The organism is Neisseria sp. HMSC075C10 (genome assembly GCF_001815615.1).
GTDB classification, from domain to species: domain Bacteria; phylum Pseudomonadota; class Gammaproteobacteria; order Burkholderiales; family Neisseriaceae; genus Neisseria; species Neisseria subflava_A.
Genome location: NZ_KV821278.1, coordinates 34,372 through 52,118, shown reverse-complemented (window position 1 = coordinate 52,118; position 17,747 = coordinate 34,372). Strand labels below are relative to the sequence as shown.

Here is a 17,747-nt window from a genome sequence, read left to right as displayed (position 1 = left end):
TTTACAAACAGTTCTTATTTGTTTTTGTGGAAAGTAGGAATCTTATCAAATATAATCACAAAGCTAAATTACTTTGTAATTTTTTACCCGATATAAGAATTATTAATATTTCAACTCAGAAGGAATTTATGAAAAGCAAATTAGCCTTAATGCCGCTTGTGGTTGCAAGCGCATTCACCTACGCCGCCGATGAAGCCACTCCTGCTCCCGAAGCCCATGCAGAAGTGCAGGAAGTCAAAGTCCACGCCAACGCCAAACGCGTGAAGGCCGCACGCTCGTATTCTATTGCCAGTGACGGCGATATGCGCGACCGTGTGAATTTGGGTGTATTGGGTAAAGCCAATGCCTTTACCGCACCGATTACCGTGGTCAATTACGACGAAAAAGCCCTCAATAATACCGAAGCGCGTACTTTGGTAGATGCCGTAGCGAAAAAAGACGCTTCCGTTTGGCAGTTTGGCGGCGAAAGTAATACCTTGACCGGCCTGTATTTCCGCGGTTATCAGCTTGACTCGCGCCAATTCAGCGTCAACGGCTTGGCCGGTATGTATGGCACACAAGGTACGGCCAGCGTGCAAGTCGGCTCCGCACAACTGATTAAAGGCGCGTCCACCGCCGTAAACGGCATGGACCCTGAAGGCGCGGTATCCGGTTCCGTCAATATCGAAACCAAAAAAGCCGCCGACGAAGGCAACCGCAAAATCGGTTTGGGCTGGTTCAGCAACAACCGCGCCCAAGGCACGTTTGACTTGGGCCAACGCTTCGGCGAAAACAAAGAATTCGGCGTGCGCGCCAACGGCAAACTGCGCCACGGCGACACCCCGCGCCACGGTTACAGCGAAGACAACAAAGAATTTGCTTTAAATGCCGACTATCGCGGCGAAAAAGTGCGCGTGGCGTTCGACTCCATCTACGCGAAACGCAAAACCAACGGTGGCCGCGCACGTATGCAGGACATCCAAAACGCTGATGGTCGTTTGTTCGATGCACCGGATGGCAAAACAAATCTGTTGCCAAGCTGGAACTGGCAAAATACCGTCGGTCAAACCAATATGCTGACTTTCGAATGGGATGCGTTTGAAAATGCGCAAATTACCGGCGGTATCGGTTACAACAAGGCGCGTTATTACGGCACGCTGATTTCTCCGACCATCTGCGGTAAAAAAGGCGCAAGCAGCCAAACCGCAACCTGCTCAAGTGCCAACCAATACCACACAGGTACGGCACGCCTGACCGACCAATATTTCCGTACTTTGAGTATGAATTTATCCGCGCGCGGCGAATTTGAAACCGGCCCGGTAACGCATAACTGGAGTACTGCTTTTGACCGTATCATTCGTCAGCGTGCGACTGTCCGTGGTTCGGCTGCGGGCAAAAGCCGCGTTGAGGTTGATGCAAACGGCAATATTGACAATCAACTGGCTTCTTTTGTCCCTAATTACGCGACAGACTGGGAAAGCTCAGCAAACCTGGATGCCAATATCAAAGTCAACAGCTTGGCCTTGTCTGACACACTGGGCTTTGCCGACAACAAATACCGTCTGACTTTGGGCGGTCGTTTCCAAGCGGTTGAATACACCAATAAAAAAGAAGGTAAAAGCGGGGACTCCAAACGCTTCAGCCCGATGCTGATGGCCGCTTGGGTACCGCAACCTGACTTGGTCGTTTACGGCAACTACATGGAAGACTTGGAGCCTGCGGATATCAAAACCGACGATGACGGCAATACCACCATGTCCAAACCGCGTGTCAGCCGTCAGTTTGAAGTGGGCGTGCGTAAAAACTGGGGCAATTTCGTGACCACGTTAAACGCGTTCCAAATCAAACGTCCGGGCTACTGGCGCGGTTCTACCACCAGCAAAACAGACTTCGCAGCGTATAAAGCCCAAGGAGGCGCAGCCGGAGACGAGCAAGGCATGGAACGCAGCCGCGGTATTGAGTTCAACACCTACGCGAATTTGCTCAACAATACTTTGCGTCCGTCTTTGGGCCTGATGTATCTGCAATCGACCGTGAAGAATTATCCGAATTCGCGCGATATGCTGGTTAACGGCGTGCAAGTCGCCAATCCGCGCGTGATTGCCAAAGCAGGTGTTGAGTGGGATACACCGTTTGTCAAAGGTCTGACCTTGAACGGCAATGTTTCGTATTTCGGCAAGTCTTACCAAGACACGCAAAAACAATATGCCTTCCCATCTTACACTTTGGTTGACGTAGGCGCGCGCTACAAAACCAAACTGGGCAAAAATACTTTGACCGTCAGCAGCTCGGTAGAAAACCTGTTTAACAAAAACTACTGGCAAGTACAGCGCGGCCAATACGACCGCAGCTTCGCCGTCGTCGGTATGCCGCGTACTTACTGGCTGAAAGCGGAATTGGATTTCTAATCTGATTTCGGTTTGACCGTAATAGCAGGCCGTCTGAAAGGGAATATAAAAAGCAAGAATTTGTTTTTTATCCCTTTTTAGACGGCCTGATTTGATTGCCTTATGTTTTTTGCTTGAAAAATCTTACATGTTTTTTATGGATTTCACGCGAAACAAGGTTAATATTCCATTTTCACAATACATTATTCGAGAAGACATATGAAAAAATCCATCAAACTGACCCTGTGCGCCCTCGCACTCTCACTTTCCGTGCAAGCGCAAGCGGTTACCCATGCCGTGATTGAAACCAATATGGGCAACATCCAACTGGAGCTGGATGAAGTTAAAGCGCCGAAAACTGTGGCAAACTTTGTCAATTACGCCAAAAAAGGTTTTTACGACAACACGATTTTCCACCGCGTTATCGACAATTTTATGATTCAAGGCGGCGGATTTACCGAGAAAATGGTTCAAAAATCCACCGATAAAGCCATCAACAACGAAGCGGACAACGGCTTGAAAAATAATGTCGGTACCATCGCCATGGCGCGCACCGGCGATCCGAATTCAGCAACCAGCCAGTTCTTTATCAATACAGCCGACAATGACTTTTTGAATTTCAAAAGCAAAACCCCTCAAGGCTACGGCTATGCCGTTTTCGGTAAAGTTACTTCCGGTATGGACGTCGTCCGTAAAATCAGCAAAGTGAAAACTGCGACACGCGGCTTTCATCAAGATGTTCCAACCGAAGCCGTGATTATCCGCAAAGTCAGCATCAAATAATTTTGATTGTTTGAACCCAAACAACAGGCCGTCTGAAACATTCAGACGGCCTGAATTTATTTATTTGATAATAAGCGGTAATTTGGGCGATAATTCAGCATCCACAATTTAAGGAGTCGATTATGCAAACCCGCCTGCCTTTTTTCGGCGTTGTCCGCGTCAGCGGTGAAGACAGAGCTTCATTTCTTCATGGCCAATTATCCAACGATATTAATAATTTAGCTTCCGGTCAAGCATGTTATGCTACATACAATACGCCTAAAGGCCGTGTGTTGGCGAATATGTTGGTCGTCAATCGCGGAGAAAATTTACTGTTGGTCATGGCGCAAGATTTGACCGAAGCCATCGTCAAACGCCTGAGAATGTTTGTCTTGCGTGCAAAAGTCGTCTTCGAGCTGATGCCTGATTTAGCAGTTAGCGGCGAGTTGGCAGACAATGCAGAACCTTATCCTGCTGCCGAACCGCAATTGTCTTTCCCAGCCCAAATTCAAGAAAACGCCGTAGAAATTGCCTTGCCGCACACAGGCCGTCTGAAAATTTCAGCAGCCGAAAACGCAACCGAATATCAAGCAGGAGCCGAAAACGCATGGAACCTGCACGAAATCCGCAGCGGCTATCCGTGGATTTGCGCCGCAACCAAAGAAGCGGCCGTTGCCCAAATGCTCAACCAACACGTCATCGGCGCAGTCCATTTCCGTAAAGGTTGCTACCCAGGCCAAGAAATCATCGCCCGCGCCCAATACCGGGGCCAAGTCAAACGCGGTCTGGCCGTATTAAGCGGCGATTCTTTAGAAGCCGCCGGTATTGCCGTCAAAGTCGGCGAAGAAGAAGCAGGCGTCATCCTCAATACAGCACTGACTGAACAAGGCAGCCTCAGCCTCGCCGTTATCAAGTTTTCCGCAGCAGAAGCAGCATTGACCGATGCAGATGGCAGTGCTTTGAAACAGGAAGCACTGTTTTTTACAGTTGAGAAAGATTGATGTTAGATGATTGAATAAAAAGCTTAAATTTAAGGATTAATCAGCTTAAAATCAAAACAGAAAGGCCGTCTGAAAATTATTTTTCAGACGGCCTTTGATATTGAGTTTTGTTGGTACATGACCCAAGCAGCGTTTGCTGCCGACTGAATTACGGCATGGTTTGAAATCATTCGGTAGCAACAAAAACTGCGTACGTACCGCACACGGTTGACAGGGGTGCGGGCTACGGCTTGCTTTGTGTCATTCTTCATTTAGCTTTTCTATCATGTAAGCACAATGTCCACAAAATGGGGCGCAATCTAATTCTTGCGGGAGAATTTCAGCACCACATGCTTGACATTCTCTTAAGGCATGATAATCGCATTCTGTGCAAACATTGGCATCGACTAAATAAGGAGAAAAACACTCAGGGCAGTTTACAATTTTTTCATAACTATCAAAGTAATTAATTGAGTCATTAAATGCGAAATATTTAAAAACATACTCTCCTTCAGGTAATGCATTGCCACGTTCTGCATGTAAGTGGATATTAAAATCGTAGGTTGTACCTGTTGCGGCATGTGGATCGCTGTATACGCCACTTGGACTATCGATCAATCGTACTGAAACTTTAGGAACAATTTTAAATCTTGGATTAAATCTTCCTGTTACAGTAAAACGAGAAGTTGGCCTGCTAATAGTACAAATCAAATATCCAACGTTACTATTATCGTCAATATATTCAATTTCTTGTTGTACATCTTTTACAGTGTGAATTTTTGAGTGCAGAAGAGATTTATTTTGTTTGTGTGTTTCTTGATTAATTTTTTCTTTATCTAATTGTTTTACCTCATCTATGGCATCTTTATTATCAATGTCCTGATCATCTGTTTTATATTTTTCCGCCAATGCAAGAAAACTCTTCGTTTGCAATACAAGAATTTTACATTCTCTATCTTGAGCTTCTTTTTTTAACTCAAGCCGGAGACCAATTGTCTTGCCTGAACGTCTTTCCCACCAATCTTCTTTTTGTTCAGAGGTAACTAAAATAATGGGTTTTTTAATTTCATTGCCATACCTGAGTATTTGTTCCCATAAGAAGAAATCGCCATATTTTCTATCTTTTCCATCCTTTCCTGCATCCGCATATCCTGGAGGAATTTTATTTTCAAATCTTTTATTGGCCAGTTCAATTAATTCTTTTTTATCAGATTCTGAAAAAGGCTCACCTAAGCAATTATTATCTCCAAATAATTCTAAAATATTCTCAAGAACATTATCTGATTCTGTATTATTTATATATGCATCATCCCATTCAACTTTATCAAGCTTCTCTAAAATATCAGTTTTGTATTTATCAAGCTCCAACGCATCAATTAATTTCTTAGATATAGCTCGATTCCCCTTTATATCACTGGCAATGTTATCTATCTTATTCTTAATGTTTTGGATTGTAGAGGTTTGTGCAGCTTCAAATTGTTCTTTTGCAGAGTAAATTACTTCATTCTTATTTTTAAAGAATTCATTGGCAGCTTGGTCTGAGAGCCAAATCCTCCCCTTGAATAGCTTTAAACTATTCAAAATACTTTCTCTAGTGTCTTTATGGTAACGATATAAATCCAATAAAACATTTGTATCAACTGTTAATACTGCATTTTCCCAAATTTCTTTTTTTTCTTTTTCGGTTAATGGTAGTGCCCATTTAAATACATCTTTTATAGAAGGCATTTTTGTTTCCTTGACTTTTAAAATTATAAAAATCTAATAGCAAGGTTGGATCATGACCCAACATTTTTATATTTTTCTGCACAAAAGGCAGCCTGAAACTTTCAGGCTGCCTTTCTTACATCAAGCCAGCTTCGCGCCGACCCAGTCTTTCACGCTGTCAATCATCGCGGGCAGTTTCTCCACATCGCTGCCACCGGCCTGTGCTAAATCCGGTCTTCCGCCGCCTTTGCCGCCGACTTGTTCGGCTGCGAATTTGACCAAGTCGCCGGCTTTCACTTTATTTGTCAGCGGTTTGGATACGCCGGCGCACAGGGAGACTTTGCCTTCGTTGACAGCGGCAAGTAATACGATGGCTTGTTCTGATTTGCCGGTCAAGTCGGTCACGATTTCACGCAGGGCTGCGGCATCGGCTTCGATTTGTGCGGCAACGAGTTTGGCTGCTCCTAAGTCTTTTGCATCATCCAAGAGTTTGGCGCCAGCATGGACAGCGAGTTCGGCTTTGGCGCGTGCCAATTCTTTTTCCAATGCTTTAGCGTGTGCTGCGCCTGCTTGGATTTTAGCCAGTACGTCTTTTTCGGTTTGGGCTTTGGTTTCGGCAATAATGTCTTTCACCAAACGCTCTTGCTCTTGCGCCCATTTGAGTGCGTTCAGGCCGGTGATGGCTTCGATACGGCGCACGCCTGCGGCAATACCGCCTTCGCTAATGATTTTGAAGAGGCCGATGTCACCAGTGCGTGAAACGTGTGTACCGCCGCACAATTCGGTAGAGAAACCGCCCATTTGCAGTACGCGTACTTCGTCGCCATATTTTTCGCCGAAGAGCATCATGGCGCCGGTTTTTTGGGCATCTTCCATGCTCATAATGGCTGCGTTGACGGCAACGTTGGCCAAAATGGCTTCGTTGACGCGGCGTTCTACTTCGGCGATTTCTTCGGCAGTGACCGCTTGAGGATGGGAAATGTCGAAACGGGTGGATTCGGCGGTAACCAAAGAGCCTTTTTGTTCAACGTGTTCGCCCAATACGTCGCGCAGGGCTTTGTGCATCAAGTGGGTCGCGCTGTGGTTGCGCATATTGGCATTGCGGATTTCGTCATCCACTTTGGCGGTAACGCTGTCGCCGACTTTCAGACGGCCTGAAGTCTGTACGCCGAATTGGCCGAATACGGCCGCTTTGATTTTTTGGGTATCGCGTACTTCAAAGCGGTTTTCGCCTGCGAAGATATAGCCGACGTCGCCGACTTGGCCGCCGGATTCTGCATAGAACGGGGTAAAGTCGATAACGACGGCACCTTCGTCGCCTTCGTTCAATTCGTTGACTTGCTCGCCGTTTTTGTAGAGGGCGAGGACTTTGGATTCGGTTTGGCGTTCGCTATAACCTTTAAACTCGGTGTCCTGACCTTCGTAAGGCAGTTGAGCGTTGGCTTTGAAGCTTTGTGCGGCGCGTGCGCGTGTGCGTTGGGCTTCCATCTCACGCTCGAAGCCTGCTTCGTCCAGTTCGATGCCCAGTTCGCGCGCCATGTCGGCGGTTAGGTCGTAGGGGAAACCGTAGGTGTCGTAGAGTTTGAAGATGTGTTCGCCGCCGATAACGAGTTTGCTGTTGGCGATGTTGTCCATCAAGTAGGTATTCAAGGCTTCGGCAAACGGTTTTTTCGCGTCGGGAATATGGGCGGTTTCCAAAGCAGCCTGCAAATCGATATACATGCCTTCGTTCAGGCTGCCTGAAACTCGAGGACGGATAACGATTTGCTTTTTGCTCGGAGCAACACGGGAAGCGGCGGTAAATTCCACACCATCTGCGGTTTTCAATGTCAGAGGTTTGCCTACACCGTCTTGCGGCAACAAGCTTTCCAGTTTCAGGAATTTCATGCCGTTGAGCACTTGGTTGAACAAGCCCATGCCTTTTTCCAGCGTTTCGCCGAAGCGGCTTTCTTCCGCGCGCAAGGCTTCCATAATCTGTGTCTGTTTCTCTTTCAACTCAGGATACGCGGCGCCCATTTCTTTCACCAAATCGGGCACGAGTTTGTAGAAAAACGCCTGTTTCTGGCCTAGTTTGTAACCGTGGCGCACGGCGCGGCGGATGATGCGGCGCAATACGTAGCCGCGGCCTTCGTTGGAAGGCAAGACACCGTCTGCAATCAGGAAGGAGCAGGATCGGATGTGGTCGGCGATGACTTTCAGGCTGGGTTCTTCCATGCTGAAAGCTGCGCCGGTTTCGCGGGCAACGGCTTTGAGCAGGTCTTGGAACAAGTCGATTTCGTAGTTGCTGTGAACATGCTGCATGACGGCGGCCATGCGCTCCAAGCCCATGCCGGTATCGACGGAAGGCTTAGGCAGTGGATTCATATTGCCTTGTTCGTCGCGGTTGAACTGCATAAATACGCAGTTCCAAATTTCAATCCAGCGGTCGCCGTCTTCTTCAGGGCTGCCCGGAATGCCGCCCCAGATTTCTTCGCCGTGGTCGTAGAAAATTTCGGAGCAAGGGCCGCAAGGGCCGGTGTCGCCCATTTGCCAGAAGTTGTCGGATGCGTATTTCGCACCTTTGTTGTCGCCGATGCGGACGATGCGTTCGGCAGGCATACCGATTTCGTTCAACCAGATGTTGTAGGCTTCGTCGTCTTCTGCGTAAACGGTTGCCAACAGTTTGTCTTTAGGGATGTTCAACCATTCGGGGGAAGTCAGGAATTCCCAAGCGAAGTGGATGGCATCGCGTTTGAAGTAGTCGCCGAAGGAGAAGTTGCCCATCATTTCAAAGAAGGTGTGGTGACGGGCGGTGTAGCCTACGTTTTCCAAGTCGTTGTGTTTGCCGCCTGCACGTACGCATTTTTGCGCGGTAGTGGCGCGGTTGTAGGGGCGTTTGTCAAAGCCGAGGAATACGTCTTTAAATTGGTTCATACCTGCGTTGGTAAACAGCAGGGTTGGGTCGTCGTGTGGCACGAGCGAGGAGGAGCGGACGATGGTGTGGCCTTTAGATTCGAAAAATTTCAGGAATTTTTGGCGTAGTTCGGTGGTTTTCATAATGTCTCGATAAAATTTTGTACAAAGATTTCAGACGGCCCGGACGGCACGTTGAGATTAAAAACGAATGGGCGTTATCTTACCGCAAAACCATATTTCAAGCTATCGGCAGAAAGGTTTTAAGTTGGCGGCAAGCTGTCTTTCAGACGGCTTCAAGCGGGTCGATATCTTTTAGCAATGAAGCCTATCCGCCCCGGCTTGCCTGCTTTATAATGCCTTTCTCTTTTCAACCGGATACGCAAGGAATGATAATGGCCAAACATCTGCCCCTCATCGTACTGACTGCGCTGGCATTGGCCGGCTGCGGCGGCTCGGACAAAACTTCTGCCGACAAGGCGGCGCAAACCGATAATCAAAAGGTATTGAGCATTTACAACTGGTCGGAATATGTCGATCCCGAGACGGTTGCCGCGTTTGAGAAAAAACACGGTATCTCAGTAACTTATGATGTATATGACAGCGATGAAACGCTGGAGAGCAAGGTGTTGACCGGCAAGTCGGGTTACGACATCGTGGGTCCATCCAATGCGTTTGTCGGTAGGCAGATTAAGGCAGGTGCGTATCAGAAAATCGACAAATCCCTGATTCCCAACTATAAAAACTTGAATCCTCAGTTGATGAAGCTGATGGAAGGCGTTGATCCGAACCACGAATATGCCGTTCCGTTTTATTGGGGGACTAACACTTTTGCCATCAATACCGAGCGTGTGAAAAAGGCTTTGGGTACGGACAAACTGCCGGACAATCAATGGGATTTGGTGTTTAACCCCGAATACACGTCCAAACTCAAGCAATGCGGCATCAGCTATTTGGACAGCGCGGCAGAGATTTATCCTATGGTATTGAATTATATGGGTAAAAATCCAAACAGCAGTGAAACGGTGGATATTAAGGCGGCTACGGAAGTCTTGAAGAAAAACCGTCCGTACATCAAGCGTTTTACCTCGTCCGGTTTTATCGATGATTTGGCGCGCGGCGATACTTGCGTAACAATTGGTTTTGGCGGCGATTTGAACATTGCCAAACGTCGTGCCGAAGAAGCGGGCGGCAAGGAAAAAATCCGTGTGATGATGCCGAAAGAAGGCGTGGGAATTTGGGTGGATTCGTTTGTGATTCCGAAAGATGCCAAACACGTGGCCAATGCCCATGCGTATATCAATGATTTCTTAGATCCTGAAGTTGCGGCGAAAAACGGCAATTTTGTTACTTATGCGCCGTCCAGCAAACCAGCTCAGGAGCTGATGGATGAAGAGTTTAGAAACGACAATACGATTTTCCCGACTGATGAAGATTTGAAAAACAGCTTTATCATGGTGCCTATTCAACCTGCGGCGTTGAAATTTATGGTCCGCCAATGGCAAAGCGTGAAAGCAGGAAAATAAGCTGATTTGAATCATATTCAGGCCGTCTGAATGGTGTAACCGAAATCCTTGATTTCGTTTTACGGCTGTTCAGGCGGCCTTTGGTTTGTGTCAGACTGGCTTGAATAAGGTTTGAAAAAAACAAAGGGCGTGTCTATCAATCACGCCCTTTGTGTTTGTTTCAGACGGCCTTAGAATTTCACGCCTTTATGCAGGGCAACGATGCCTGCGCTCATGTTGTGGTAATCCACGCTGTCGAAGCCTGCATCCAGCATCATTTGTTTTAAGGTTTCTTGGTCGGGGTGCATACGGATGGACTCGGCGAGGTATTGGTAGCTGTCGGCATCTTTGGCAATCAGTTTGCCCATAATCGGCAACAGTTTGAAAGAGTAGAGGTCGTACACGCCTTCCAAAGGTTTGTACACTTTGGAGAATTCCAACACCAGCAGGGTGCCGCCCGGTTTTAATACGCGGTACATTTCTTTCAGCGCGGCATCTTTGTGCGTCATGTTGCGCAGGCCGAATGCGACGGAAACCAGATTGAAATAGTTGTCGGGGAACGGCAATTTTTCAGCATCTGCCAATGATACGGGCAGAATCATGCCTTCGTTGAGCAGGCGGTCGCGGCCGACGGTCAGCATGGAGGAGTTGATGTCTGTCAGCCAAACTTCGCCTTCTTTGCCCACACGTTTTGCCCAGCCTCGGGACAAATCACCTGTACCGCCGGCGATGTCCAATACTTTGTCGCCTTTTTTCAGACGGGCGGTATTGATTGTGAAATGTTTCCAAACGCGGTGCAGACCGCCGGACATTACGTCATTCATAATGTCGTAGTTTTTTGCCACGGAGTGGAAGACTTCGGCAACTTTGCCTGCTTTTTCGTCTTCGTCAACGGTAGTGAAGCCGAAATGGGTTTTGTGGTCGCTCATAGTGTCTGCCTTCTTAAAATAATACGGATTCAGGTATCGAATACGTCGAAATCGCCAACCACTTTCGACGCGGGAAATATAGTTTGTGCCTGCCGCTCCAGCATCAGGCGTTGTTCTTCTTCGGTATAACGTGCGCTGATGTGGGTCAGGTAAAGTTGTTTCACATTGGCCTGTAAAGCCAGCTTGGCTGTATCGGCTACGGTCGAATGGAATACTCGTTCCACTGTCTCTTCATCGCCTGCGGAAAAGGTTATACACCAAAACGTCTGCGTTTTGTACGGAGCATGCTGCACGCGGACAGGCTTTGGTATCGCCGAAGATAGCCACTACCCGTCTTTTTTTGGGCGGGGAGAGGAACGCTTTGCCGTCAATGGTCCTTCCGTCATTCAAGCTTACGGTCTTGCCTTTTTTCAGACGGCCTTTCCGCCGCAACCGCCGCTACCGCAGGAATGTGTGTGTTTGTGTTTTAAATCTTCTGCACTTGGCATTCTGGACGCGCCGGCTTTTTCGAGGCGGTCGAGATAGTCTTGCCAAAGCGCGTCTTGATTGTGCGCCAGTCGGTAGAGATAGTCCCAATCGTAAAGGCCGCTGTCGTGGCCGTCTGAAAAAGTAATTTTCAATGCGTATTGACCGACGGGGTCTAAATCGGTAATGCTGACTTCGGCTTTGCCTGTTTGCAAAACATCCTGACCGGGGCCGTGTCCGCGCACTTCCGCGCTGGGCGAGTACACGCGCAGGTATTCGGCAGGAAGGCTCTTGGCACCGTCAACATAGACCAAAGTCAGTACGCGCCGTTCTTTTTGGAGGCGGATTTCTTGTGGAATTTTATCGGCTTGGGTCATGTCATGCTCCGTTCTTTTTACGCAAATAGGCAACGCGTACAGAAAAAATACCGCCAAGTACAGCAAACAGCACGATTGCGTAGAGTGAAAACCGTATCAGGCCCACTTGTGTGTCCGCCGTCAGCCCTAAGGGCAGCAACATCACGGCAACGAACAGTAAAAATGCGGCCAACATGGCGGCAATGCTGGCAAAGGCATAGCGGGTATTGGCTGCTGTTTGCGGATGTTTGGTCATATTGGATAGCTTGCCGTAGGGTGGTGAGGCGGTATTTTATCAGTTTTTTGGTGCTTCATGCCGTCTGAAAACGGCTTTATTTCCATAAATAAAGTGTAATGGCGCGCCTGTCTTCGCCTTCGGGCATTAAGCGGATGCTGCTGCCTTTGCTTCCGTTGACACGGATAATGATGCCGCCGGCCTGCCGCTCGATGATGTCGAGTTGGGTGTCGCGGTTCATGCGGTAGTTGTAGCGTTCGCATTGCTTCAAGCACCAAAAATCCTGCCAATGGATAAAATATTTTTGTCCGGATTCGATGGCCAGCGTTTCGCCGCCTTTGACGATGAAATAAGGATAATCGGGTTTTTGCGTGCTGAATGTCCATTCGGCCGTTCTGTTTTTTCCGTTTTGACGGTATTCGAACACGGCACGGTATTCGGTGTCGTATTCCAAGGGCTGTAAAGGAAACAGCGCAAATTGGCGGTCGGTCAGGAGGTGGTTTGGGTCATTATCTTTATCTAAGATTTTGACGTCTCTGATTTCTTTTGTGTCCTGATACAGTTTGAACGAACGCATTTTGACCGGGGGCGATTGTTCTGAGAACGCGATGCTGACCGGATTGCCGGTCATTTCATAATGCGGCATAGGATCAGGACGCTCGCCATGGAAAACCGGCGAAGCGAAATTGCCTTGCGGATAGGTGATGTAAGGCCGGGTTTTGCGGTTGGAGATTTCATCTGCATAAACAATGGCATGGCCATGACAGGCATCTTGATAAAACGAGCGGCTGAGGTCGGAGAGAGGGCGGTTTTTTTGGCAGAGGCTGTTGAATCTGCTGTCGCCCTGATTAATGCTCAGCGCGATTTGTTTGCCTTGCGATTCAAATGCCGCTCCGGCTTCGTCGATATTTTGATCGAGTAAGGAGAGACGGTGGTAAATCGCCGTCATCAGATTATCCAGCTGATGTTGGGCAGATAGATGGTCGTTGATTTTTTCGTTTGGCGGATGCTGGCCGGTGCTGACGTTTTCGTGCACGCCTTTATAGGCATAACCGGCTTTGCGCGTGCGGTCTGATGGGCGTGGACCCGTATAAAAGGGATTGCGTGTATTGTGTTCGTCATGGCCGTCATCAGGGTTTTGCAGCAGATAGCGGGCATGATTGCGCGCAGCGCGTTCGAGTGTAGCTGAGTGCGCCAGTGCGGGTAGATTGGCTGAGGAGCGGAGGAAGTTTAAATACGCCAAGGCGTCAAAATTGGCAACGGCAGAACGATTTTGCGGCGGTTGGGCATAGATGAGCTTGTCTTCGGAATAGCGATGTGTTTCGTAGTATTGGAATATGCCGAGGGCGATGGCAAAACCACCCAGCCAGTAAAGAATGTGTTTCATTATATGTACTGCGTTCAGACGGCCTTGAGCTACGGCTTTTCCCCTTGAAACTCATGCCGTTAAATGATTATTTTGATAGCGGCTTGACTTGGAATGCTTCAGGATGGGATTTGAAATATTCGACAGCAATAAATCCGCCGCCAATAATAATCAAGAGGGCAATGGCCATGCCGATCATCGCTAAAATGAATTTGTCCATATTTGTCCGTTTGAATGAAGGCCGTCTGAAACACTTAAAAGCGTTCAGACGGCCTTAAGTCAGGTTAATTAACGTTCGATTTGCGATACGTCGCGTACTGCGCCTTTGTCGGCGGAAGTCGCCATTGCGCCGTAGGCACGCAGGGCTGCGGAGACGTAGCGGTCGCGGTTTTCCGGTTTCCACGCTTTGCTGCCGCGCGCTTCCATTTCGGCACGGCGTGCGGCAAGCTCTTCATCGGAAATGACAAGGTGGATGCTGCGGTTTGGAATATCGATTTCGATGGTGTCGCCTTCGCGTACCAAACCGATTGCGCCGCCTTCTGCCGCTTCAGGCGAAGCGTGACCGATGGACAGGCCGGAAGTACCGCCGGAGAAGCGACCGTCGGTCAGCAGGGCGCAGGCTTTGCCCAAACCTTTGGATTTCAGGTAGGAAGTCGGGTACAGCATTTCTTGCATGCCCGGGCCGCCTTTAGGGCCTTCATAGCGGATGATGACGATATCGCCAGCCACGATTTGGTTGCCCAAAATACCTTCTACTGCGTCTTCTTGGCTTTCAAACACGCGGGCGCGGCCGGTAAATTTGAGGATACTCTCGTCCACGCCTGCGGTTTTCACTACGCAACCGCGTTCTGCGATATTACCGAACAATACTGCCAAGCCGCCGTCTTGCGAGTAGGCATGCTCAACATCGCGGATACAGCCTTTTTCGCGGTCGAGGTCGAGGGTTTTCCACATACGGTTTTGCGAGAACGCCTGAGTAGTGCGCACGCCGCCTGGAGCCGCTTTGAAACGCTCGATGGCATGGGTGTTTTCAGGGTTGGTCACGTCCCATTTTTCAATCGCGTCTTTCAGTGTCGGCGCGTGGATGGTGTACACGTCGGTGTGCAGTTTGCCTGCTTTGTCCAATTCTTTCAGGATGGCGAAAATGCCGCCGGCGCGATGCACGTCTTCCATGTAGTAGTCGTGGTTGTTTGGCGCGGTTTTGCAGATACAAGGTACAACGCGGCTCAGGCGGTCGATGTCAGCCATTTTGAAATCGACACCGGCTTCGTTGGCAACGGCCAACAGGTGCAAAATGGTATTGGTAGAGCCGCCCATGGCGATGTCCATGGTCATGGCGTTTTCAAATGCTTTTTTGTTGGCAATGCTGCGCGGCAAAACGGTTTCGTCGTCTTGCTCGTAATAGCGTTTGGTGATTTCGACAATCATGCGGCCTGCTTCTAGGAATAATTCTTTGCGGCCTACGTGGGTAGCCAGATAAGAACCATTGCCCGGCAGGGAAAGGCCGAGTGCCTCGGTCAGGCAGTTCATGGAGTTGGCGGTAAACATGCCGGAGCAGGAGCCGCAAGTCGGGCAGGCGTTTTGTTCGACTTCTTCGACTTGTTTGTCGCTGATATTGTCGTCTGCCGATTCGATCATGGCATCAATCAAGTCCAAACGGCGTTCGGGTTGAATGTTGGCTACACCGATAACTTTACCGGCTTCCATCGGGCCGCCGGAAACGAAGATGGTCGGAATATTCAGGCGCATGGCGGCAATCAGCATGCCCGGAGTGATTTTGTCGCAGTTGGAAATGCACACCAGCGCATCGGCGCAGTGGGCGTTGACCATGTATTCGATGGAGTCGGCAATCAGGTCGCGGCTAGGCAGGGAGTAGAGCATACCGCTGTGGCCCATGGCGATACCGTCGTCAATGGCAATGGTGTTGAATTCTTTGGCAATGCCGCCAGCTTTTTCGATTTCACGGGCAACCAGTTGGCCCATGTTGTGCAGGTGCACATGGCCTGGGACGAATTGGGTGAAGGAGTTGGCAATGGCGATAATCGGTTTGCCGAAGTCGGTTTCCATGACGCCGGTCGCACGCCACAATGCGCGCGCGCCTGCCATATTGCGGCCGTGGGTAGAGGTTTTGGAGCGGTATTCAGGCATTTTTGTTCCTTTGTTTTATGCTGAGGCCGTCTGAAATAGGCTGGTTAATTGGCGGCCCGTTGTAGAAATAACTCGGTATTTTATACCAATTACGAGCGATGAAGCACGCTATTTTGTAATAAAACTAAACTGTATTTGCTTCACCTGAATTTGCTGCTCATTATTTCAGACGGCCTGAAGTTTTCTTAAGATGAAACGCTGTCTTTCTCAGTTGCAAAAGATGTTGGCATCAAAAAGTGATATGATAGGGAACTTCTCACATTTCTAAGGATAAGACGATGAAAAAAATCATGTTTGCATTGTGTTCGGCCATGTTGGCTTCTGCTGCGTCTGCCGCTGTTTATAAAGTGGACGAATTTCATACCAATGCCCGCTTTGCCATCGACCATTTCAACACCAGCACCAACGTCGGCGGTATTTATGGTTTGACCGGCAATTTGGAATTTGACCGTGCCAAACGCCAAGGCTCTATCGATATCGTATTGCCTTTGTCTAAACTGCAAACCGGTTCGGACCACTTTACCCAACACTTGAAATCTGCCGATATTTTCAATGCAGACAAATACCCTGAAATCCGTTTTGTCTCCACCAAATTCAATTTCAACGGCAAAAAACTGTTGTCTGTTGACGGCAACCTGACCATGAACGGCAAAACTGCGCCGGTGAAACTCAAAGCCGATAAATTCAACTGCTACCAAAGCCCGATGGCAAAAGCAGAAGTGTGCGGCGGCGACTTCAGCACCACCATCGACCGTACCAAATGGGGCTTGGATTATTTGGTAAGCGCCGGTATGAGCAAAAAAGTGAACATCAATATCCAAATCGAAGCAGTGAAACAATAATCCTGCTTGATTTCAAAATAAAGGCCGTCTGAACAGGTAAGGCAGAAATCGTTGATTTCGTTTATCCCTGTTCAGACGGCCTTATGATTAAAGATGTTTAGGATTCTTTATTTTTATCGGCTTTGGCTGCCCAATAAGTTGCCAGAAGCGAGCCGGAGATATTGTGCCACACGCTGAACAATGCGCTGGGAACGGCAACAATCGGTGCGGCGGCAAAGTGCGCGGCGGCAAGGGCGGCGCCTAAGCCTGAGTTTTGCATACCGACTTCGATGGCCAGCGTTTTTTGTGCATCATAAGGCAGGCCGGTCCATTTGGCGGCAAAGAAGCCGAGCAGATAGCCGATGCCGTTGTGGAGTACGACAACTGCGAAAATCAGCAGGCCGCTTTCAATAATCTTGCCTTTGCTGGCGCCGACTACCGCGCCGATAATCAGCACGATGGCGGCAACAGAAACCAGCGGCAGCGCATCGGTCAGTTTTTCAGTTTTGTTGCCCAATACCTTATGGACAATCAAGCCCAAAACGATGGGGAGCAAAACCATTTTGACGATGGACATCAACATGCCACCTGCTTGGATTTCCAGCATTTCACCGGCAAGCATCAGGAAGATGGCAGGGGTCAGCAATGGGGAAATCAGGGTGGAAACCGACGTAACGGCAACCGATAAAGCTACATTGCCGCGCGCCAAATAGGTTATCACATTGGAAGCCGTACCGCCCGGGCAGCAGCCGACCAAAATCACACCGACCGCGATTTCGGCAGGCAGGTTCAACAGTTTTGCCAGCAGATAGGCAGTTGTAGGCATGATGGCGAATTGGGCAATCACGCCGATAATGACGGCTTTGGGATGTTTGAACAAAATGTCAAAGTCGGAGGGTTTGAGGGTCAAGCCCATGCCGAACATGATGACGCCCAGTAGCCAAGGAATGTAAGGGCCGACCCATTTGAAGGTGTCGGGTGCGAAAAAAGCGATGCCGGCAAAGAGTGCGGCCCAGAGGGAAAAGGTCTTTCCGATAAAATTACTGATTTTGTTGAGAGTATTCATGATGATATGTTGTGAAGTTGTTTTTAAGGGAAACTAAGGATACACGCCTTAACCTTAATTTGCAAAATGGATTAAAATAAATAAGGCCGTCTGAAAATAAGGATTGATTTTCAGACGGCCTGTGATTTGTATTTGCTATATAGACGGCA

General features: G+C 48.7%; 15 protein-coding genes. 5 read left to right on the top strand and 10 right to left on the bottom strand.

The window, feature by feature from the left end; translation table 11 throughout:
• Positions 1 to 128: 128 nt before the first annotated feature.
• From HMPREF3047_RS10285 to HMPREF3047_RS10275, 3 genes are all read left to right on the top strand, one after another.
• Positions 129 to 2,387, top strand: coding sequence for a TonB-dependent siderophore receptor (locus HMPREF3047_RS10285; protein ID WP_070714001.1), 2,259 nt, complete (start codon positions 129 to 131; stop codon positions 2,385 to 2,387).
• A gap of 198 nt (positions 2,388 to 2,585) precedes the next feature.
• Positions 2,586 to 3,149, top strand: a complete 564-nt coding sequence (locus HMPREF3047_RS10280) for a peptidylprolyl isomerase (RefSeq protein WP_004519955.1) — start codon at positions 2,586 to 2,588, stop codon at positions 3,147 to 3,149.
• A 122-nt stretch (positions 3,150 to 3,271) separates the two neighbouring features.
• Positions 3,272 to 4,129, top strand: a complete 858-nt coding sequence (locus tag HMPREF3047_RS10275) for a CAF17-like 4Fe-4S cluster assembly/insertion protein YgfZ (protein ID WP_070713998.1) — start codon at positions 3,272 to 3,274, stop codon at positions 4,127 to 4,129.
• Positions 4,130 to 4,369: 240 nt separating this feature from the next.
• Here HMPREF3047_RS10275 and HMPREF3047_RS10270 read toward each other — a convergent pair whose 3' ends face one another.
• Both HMPREF3047_RS10270 and alaS read right to left on the bottom strand, forming a co-directional pair.
• On the bottom strand, positions 4,370 to 5,836 hold the full coding sequence (locus tag HMPREF3047_RS10270; protein WP_070713995.1) for a PIN-like domain-containing protein: 1,467 nt from the start codon (positions 5,834 to 5,836) through the stop codon (positions 4,370 to 4,372).
• Between the two features lie 120 nt (positions 5,837 to 5,956).
• Entirely contained in the window at positions 5,957 to 8,851 is a 2,895-nt protein-coding gene (alaS, locus tag HMPREF3047_RS10265; RefSeq protein WP_070713992.1) for an alanine--tRNA ligase, read from the bottom strand.
• Positions 8,852 to 9,102: 251 nt separating this feature from the next.
• Here alaS and HMPREF3047_RS10260 point away from each other — a divergent pair, with 251 nt between their 5' ends.
• Positions 9,103 to 10,233, top strand: a complete 1,131-nt coding sequence (locus HMPREF3047_RS10260) for a polyamine ABC transporter substrate-binding protein (protein WP_049322171.1) — start codon at positions 9,103 to 9,105, stop codon at positions 10,231 to 10,233.
• Between the two features lie 170 nt (positions 10,234 to 10,403).
• Here HMPREF3047_RS10260 and ubiE read toward each other — a convergent pair whose 3' ends face one another.
• From ubiE to ilvD, 7 genes are all read right to left on the bottom strand, one after another.
• Positions 10,404 to 11,141 carry a bifunctional demethylmenaquinone methyltransferase/2-methoxy-6-polyprenyl-1,4-benzoquinol methylase UbiE gene (ubiE, locus tag HMPREF3047_RS10255; protein ID WP_003746386.1) on the bottom strand — a complete coding sequence of 246 codons (738 nt, stop codon included), beginning with the start codon at positions 11,139 to 11,141 and terminating at the stop codon, positions 10,404 to 10,406.
• A gap of 29 nt (positions 11,142 to 11,170) precedes the next feature.
• Complete coding sequence (locus HMPREF3047_RS10250; RefSeq protein ID WP_234395979.1) at positions 11,171 to 11,434, bottom strand: MBL fold metallo-hydrolase; 264 nt, start codon at positions 11,432 to 11,434, stop codon at positions 11,171 to 11,173.
• Between the two features lie 117 nt (positions 11,435 to 11,551).
• Positions 11,552 to 11,983, bottom strand: a complete 432-nt coding sequence (locus HMPREF3047_RS10245) for a gamma-butyrobetaine hydroxylase family protein (RefSeq protein WP_070615267.1) — start codon at positions 11,981 to 11,983, stop codon at positions 11,552 to 11,554.
• Position 11,984: 1 nt separating this feature from the next.
• A complete protein-coding gene (locus HMPREF3047_RS10240) occupies positions 11,985 to 12,218 on the bottom strand; it encodes a hypothetical protein (protein WP_003746394.1) in 234 nt (77 codons plus the stop codon).
• Positions 12,219 to 12,294: 76 nt separating this feature from the next.
• The gene (locus tag HMPREF3047_RS10235) at positions 12,295 to 13,584 is read right to left on the bottom strand and encodes a CAP domain-containing protein (protein WP_070713987.1); all 1,290 of its coding nucleotides are present in this window, start codon (positions 13,582 to 13,584) and stop codon (positions 12,295 to 12,297) included.
• A gap of 67 nt (positions 13,585 to 13,651) precedes the next feature.
• The gene (locus HMPREF3047_RS11625) at positions 13,652 to 13,783 is read right to left on the bottom strand and encodes a hypothetical protein (protein ID WP_256388404.1); all 132 of its coding nucleotides are present in this window, start codon (positions 13,781 to 13,783) and stop codon (positions 13,652 to 13,654) included.
• A 68-nt stretch (positions 13,784 to 13,851) separates the two neighbouring features.
• Positions 13,852 to 15,711 (bottom strand): dihydroxy-acid dehydratase, encoded by a 1,860-nt coding sequence (gene ilvD / locus HMPREF3047_RS10230; RefSeq protein WP_070713985.1) that lies wholly within the window; start codon positions 15,709 to 15,711, stop codon positions 13,852 to 13,854.
• 278 nt (positions 15,712 to 15,989) lie between these two features.
• On the opposite strand from ilvD, the gene HMPREF3047_RS10225 reads away from it, so the two are divergent.
• A complete protein-coding gene (locus HMPREF3047_RS10225; protein WP_070713981.1) occupies positions 15,990 to 16,553 on the top strand; it encodes a YceI family protein in 564 nt (187 codons plus the stop codon).
• Between the two features lie 97 nt (positions 16,554 to 16,650).
• Here the strand turns inward: HMPREF3047_RS10225 and HMPREF3047_RS10220 are convergent, their stop codons facing one another.
• Positions 16,651 to 17,598, bottom strand: coding sequence for a bile acid:sodium symporter family protein (locus HMPREF3047_RS10220; protein WP_070713977.1), 948 nt, complete (start codon positions 17,596 to 17,598; stop codon positions 16,651 to 16,653).
• Positions 17,599 to 17,747 lie beyond the last annotated feature (149 nt).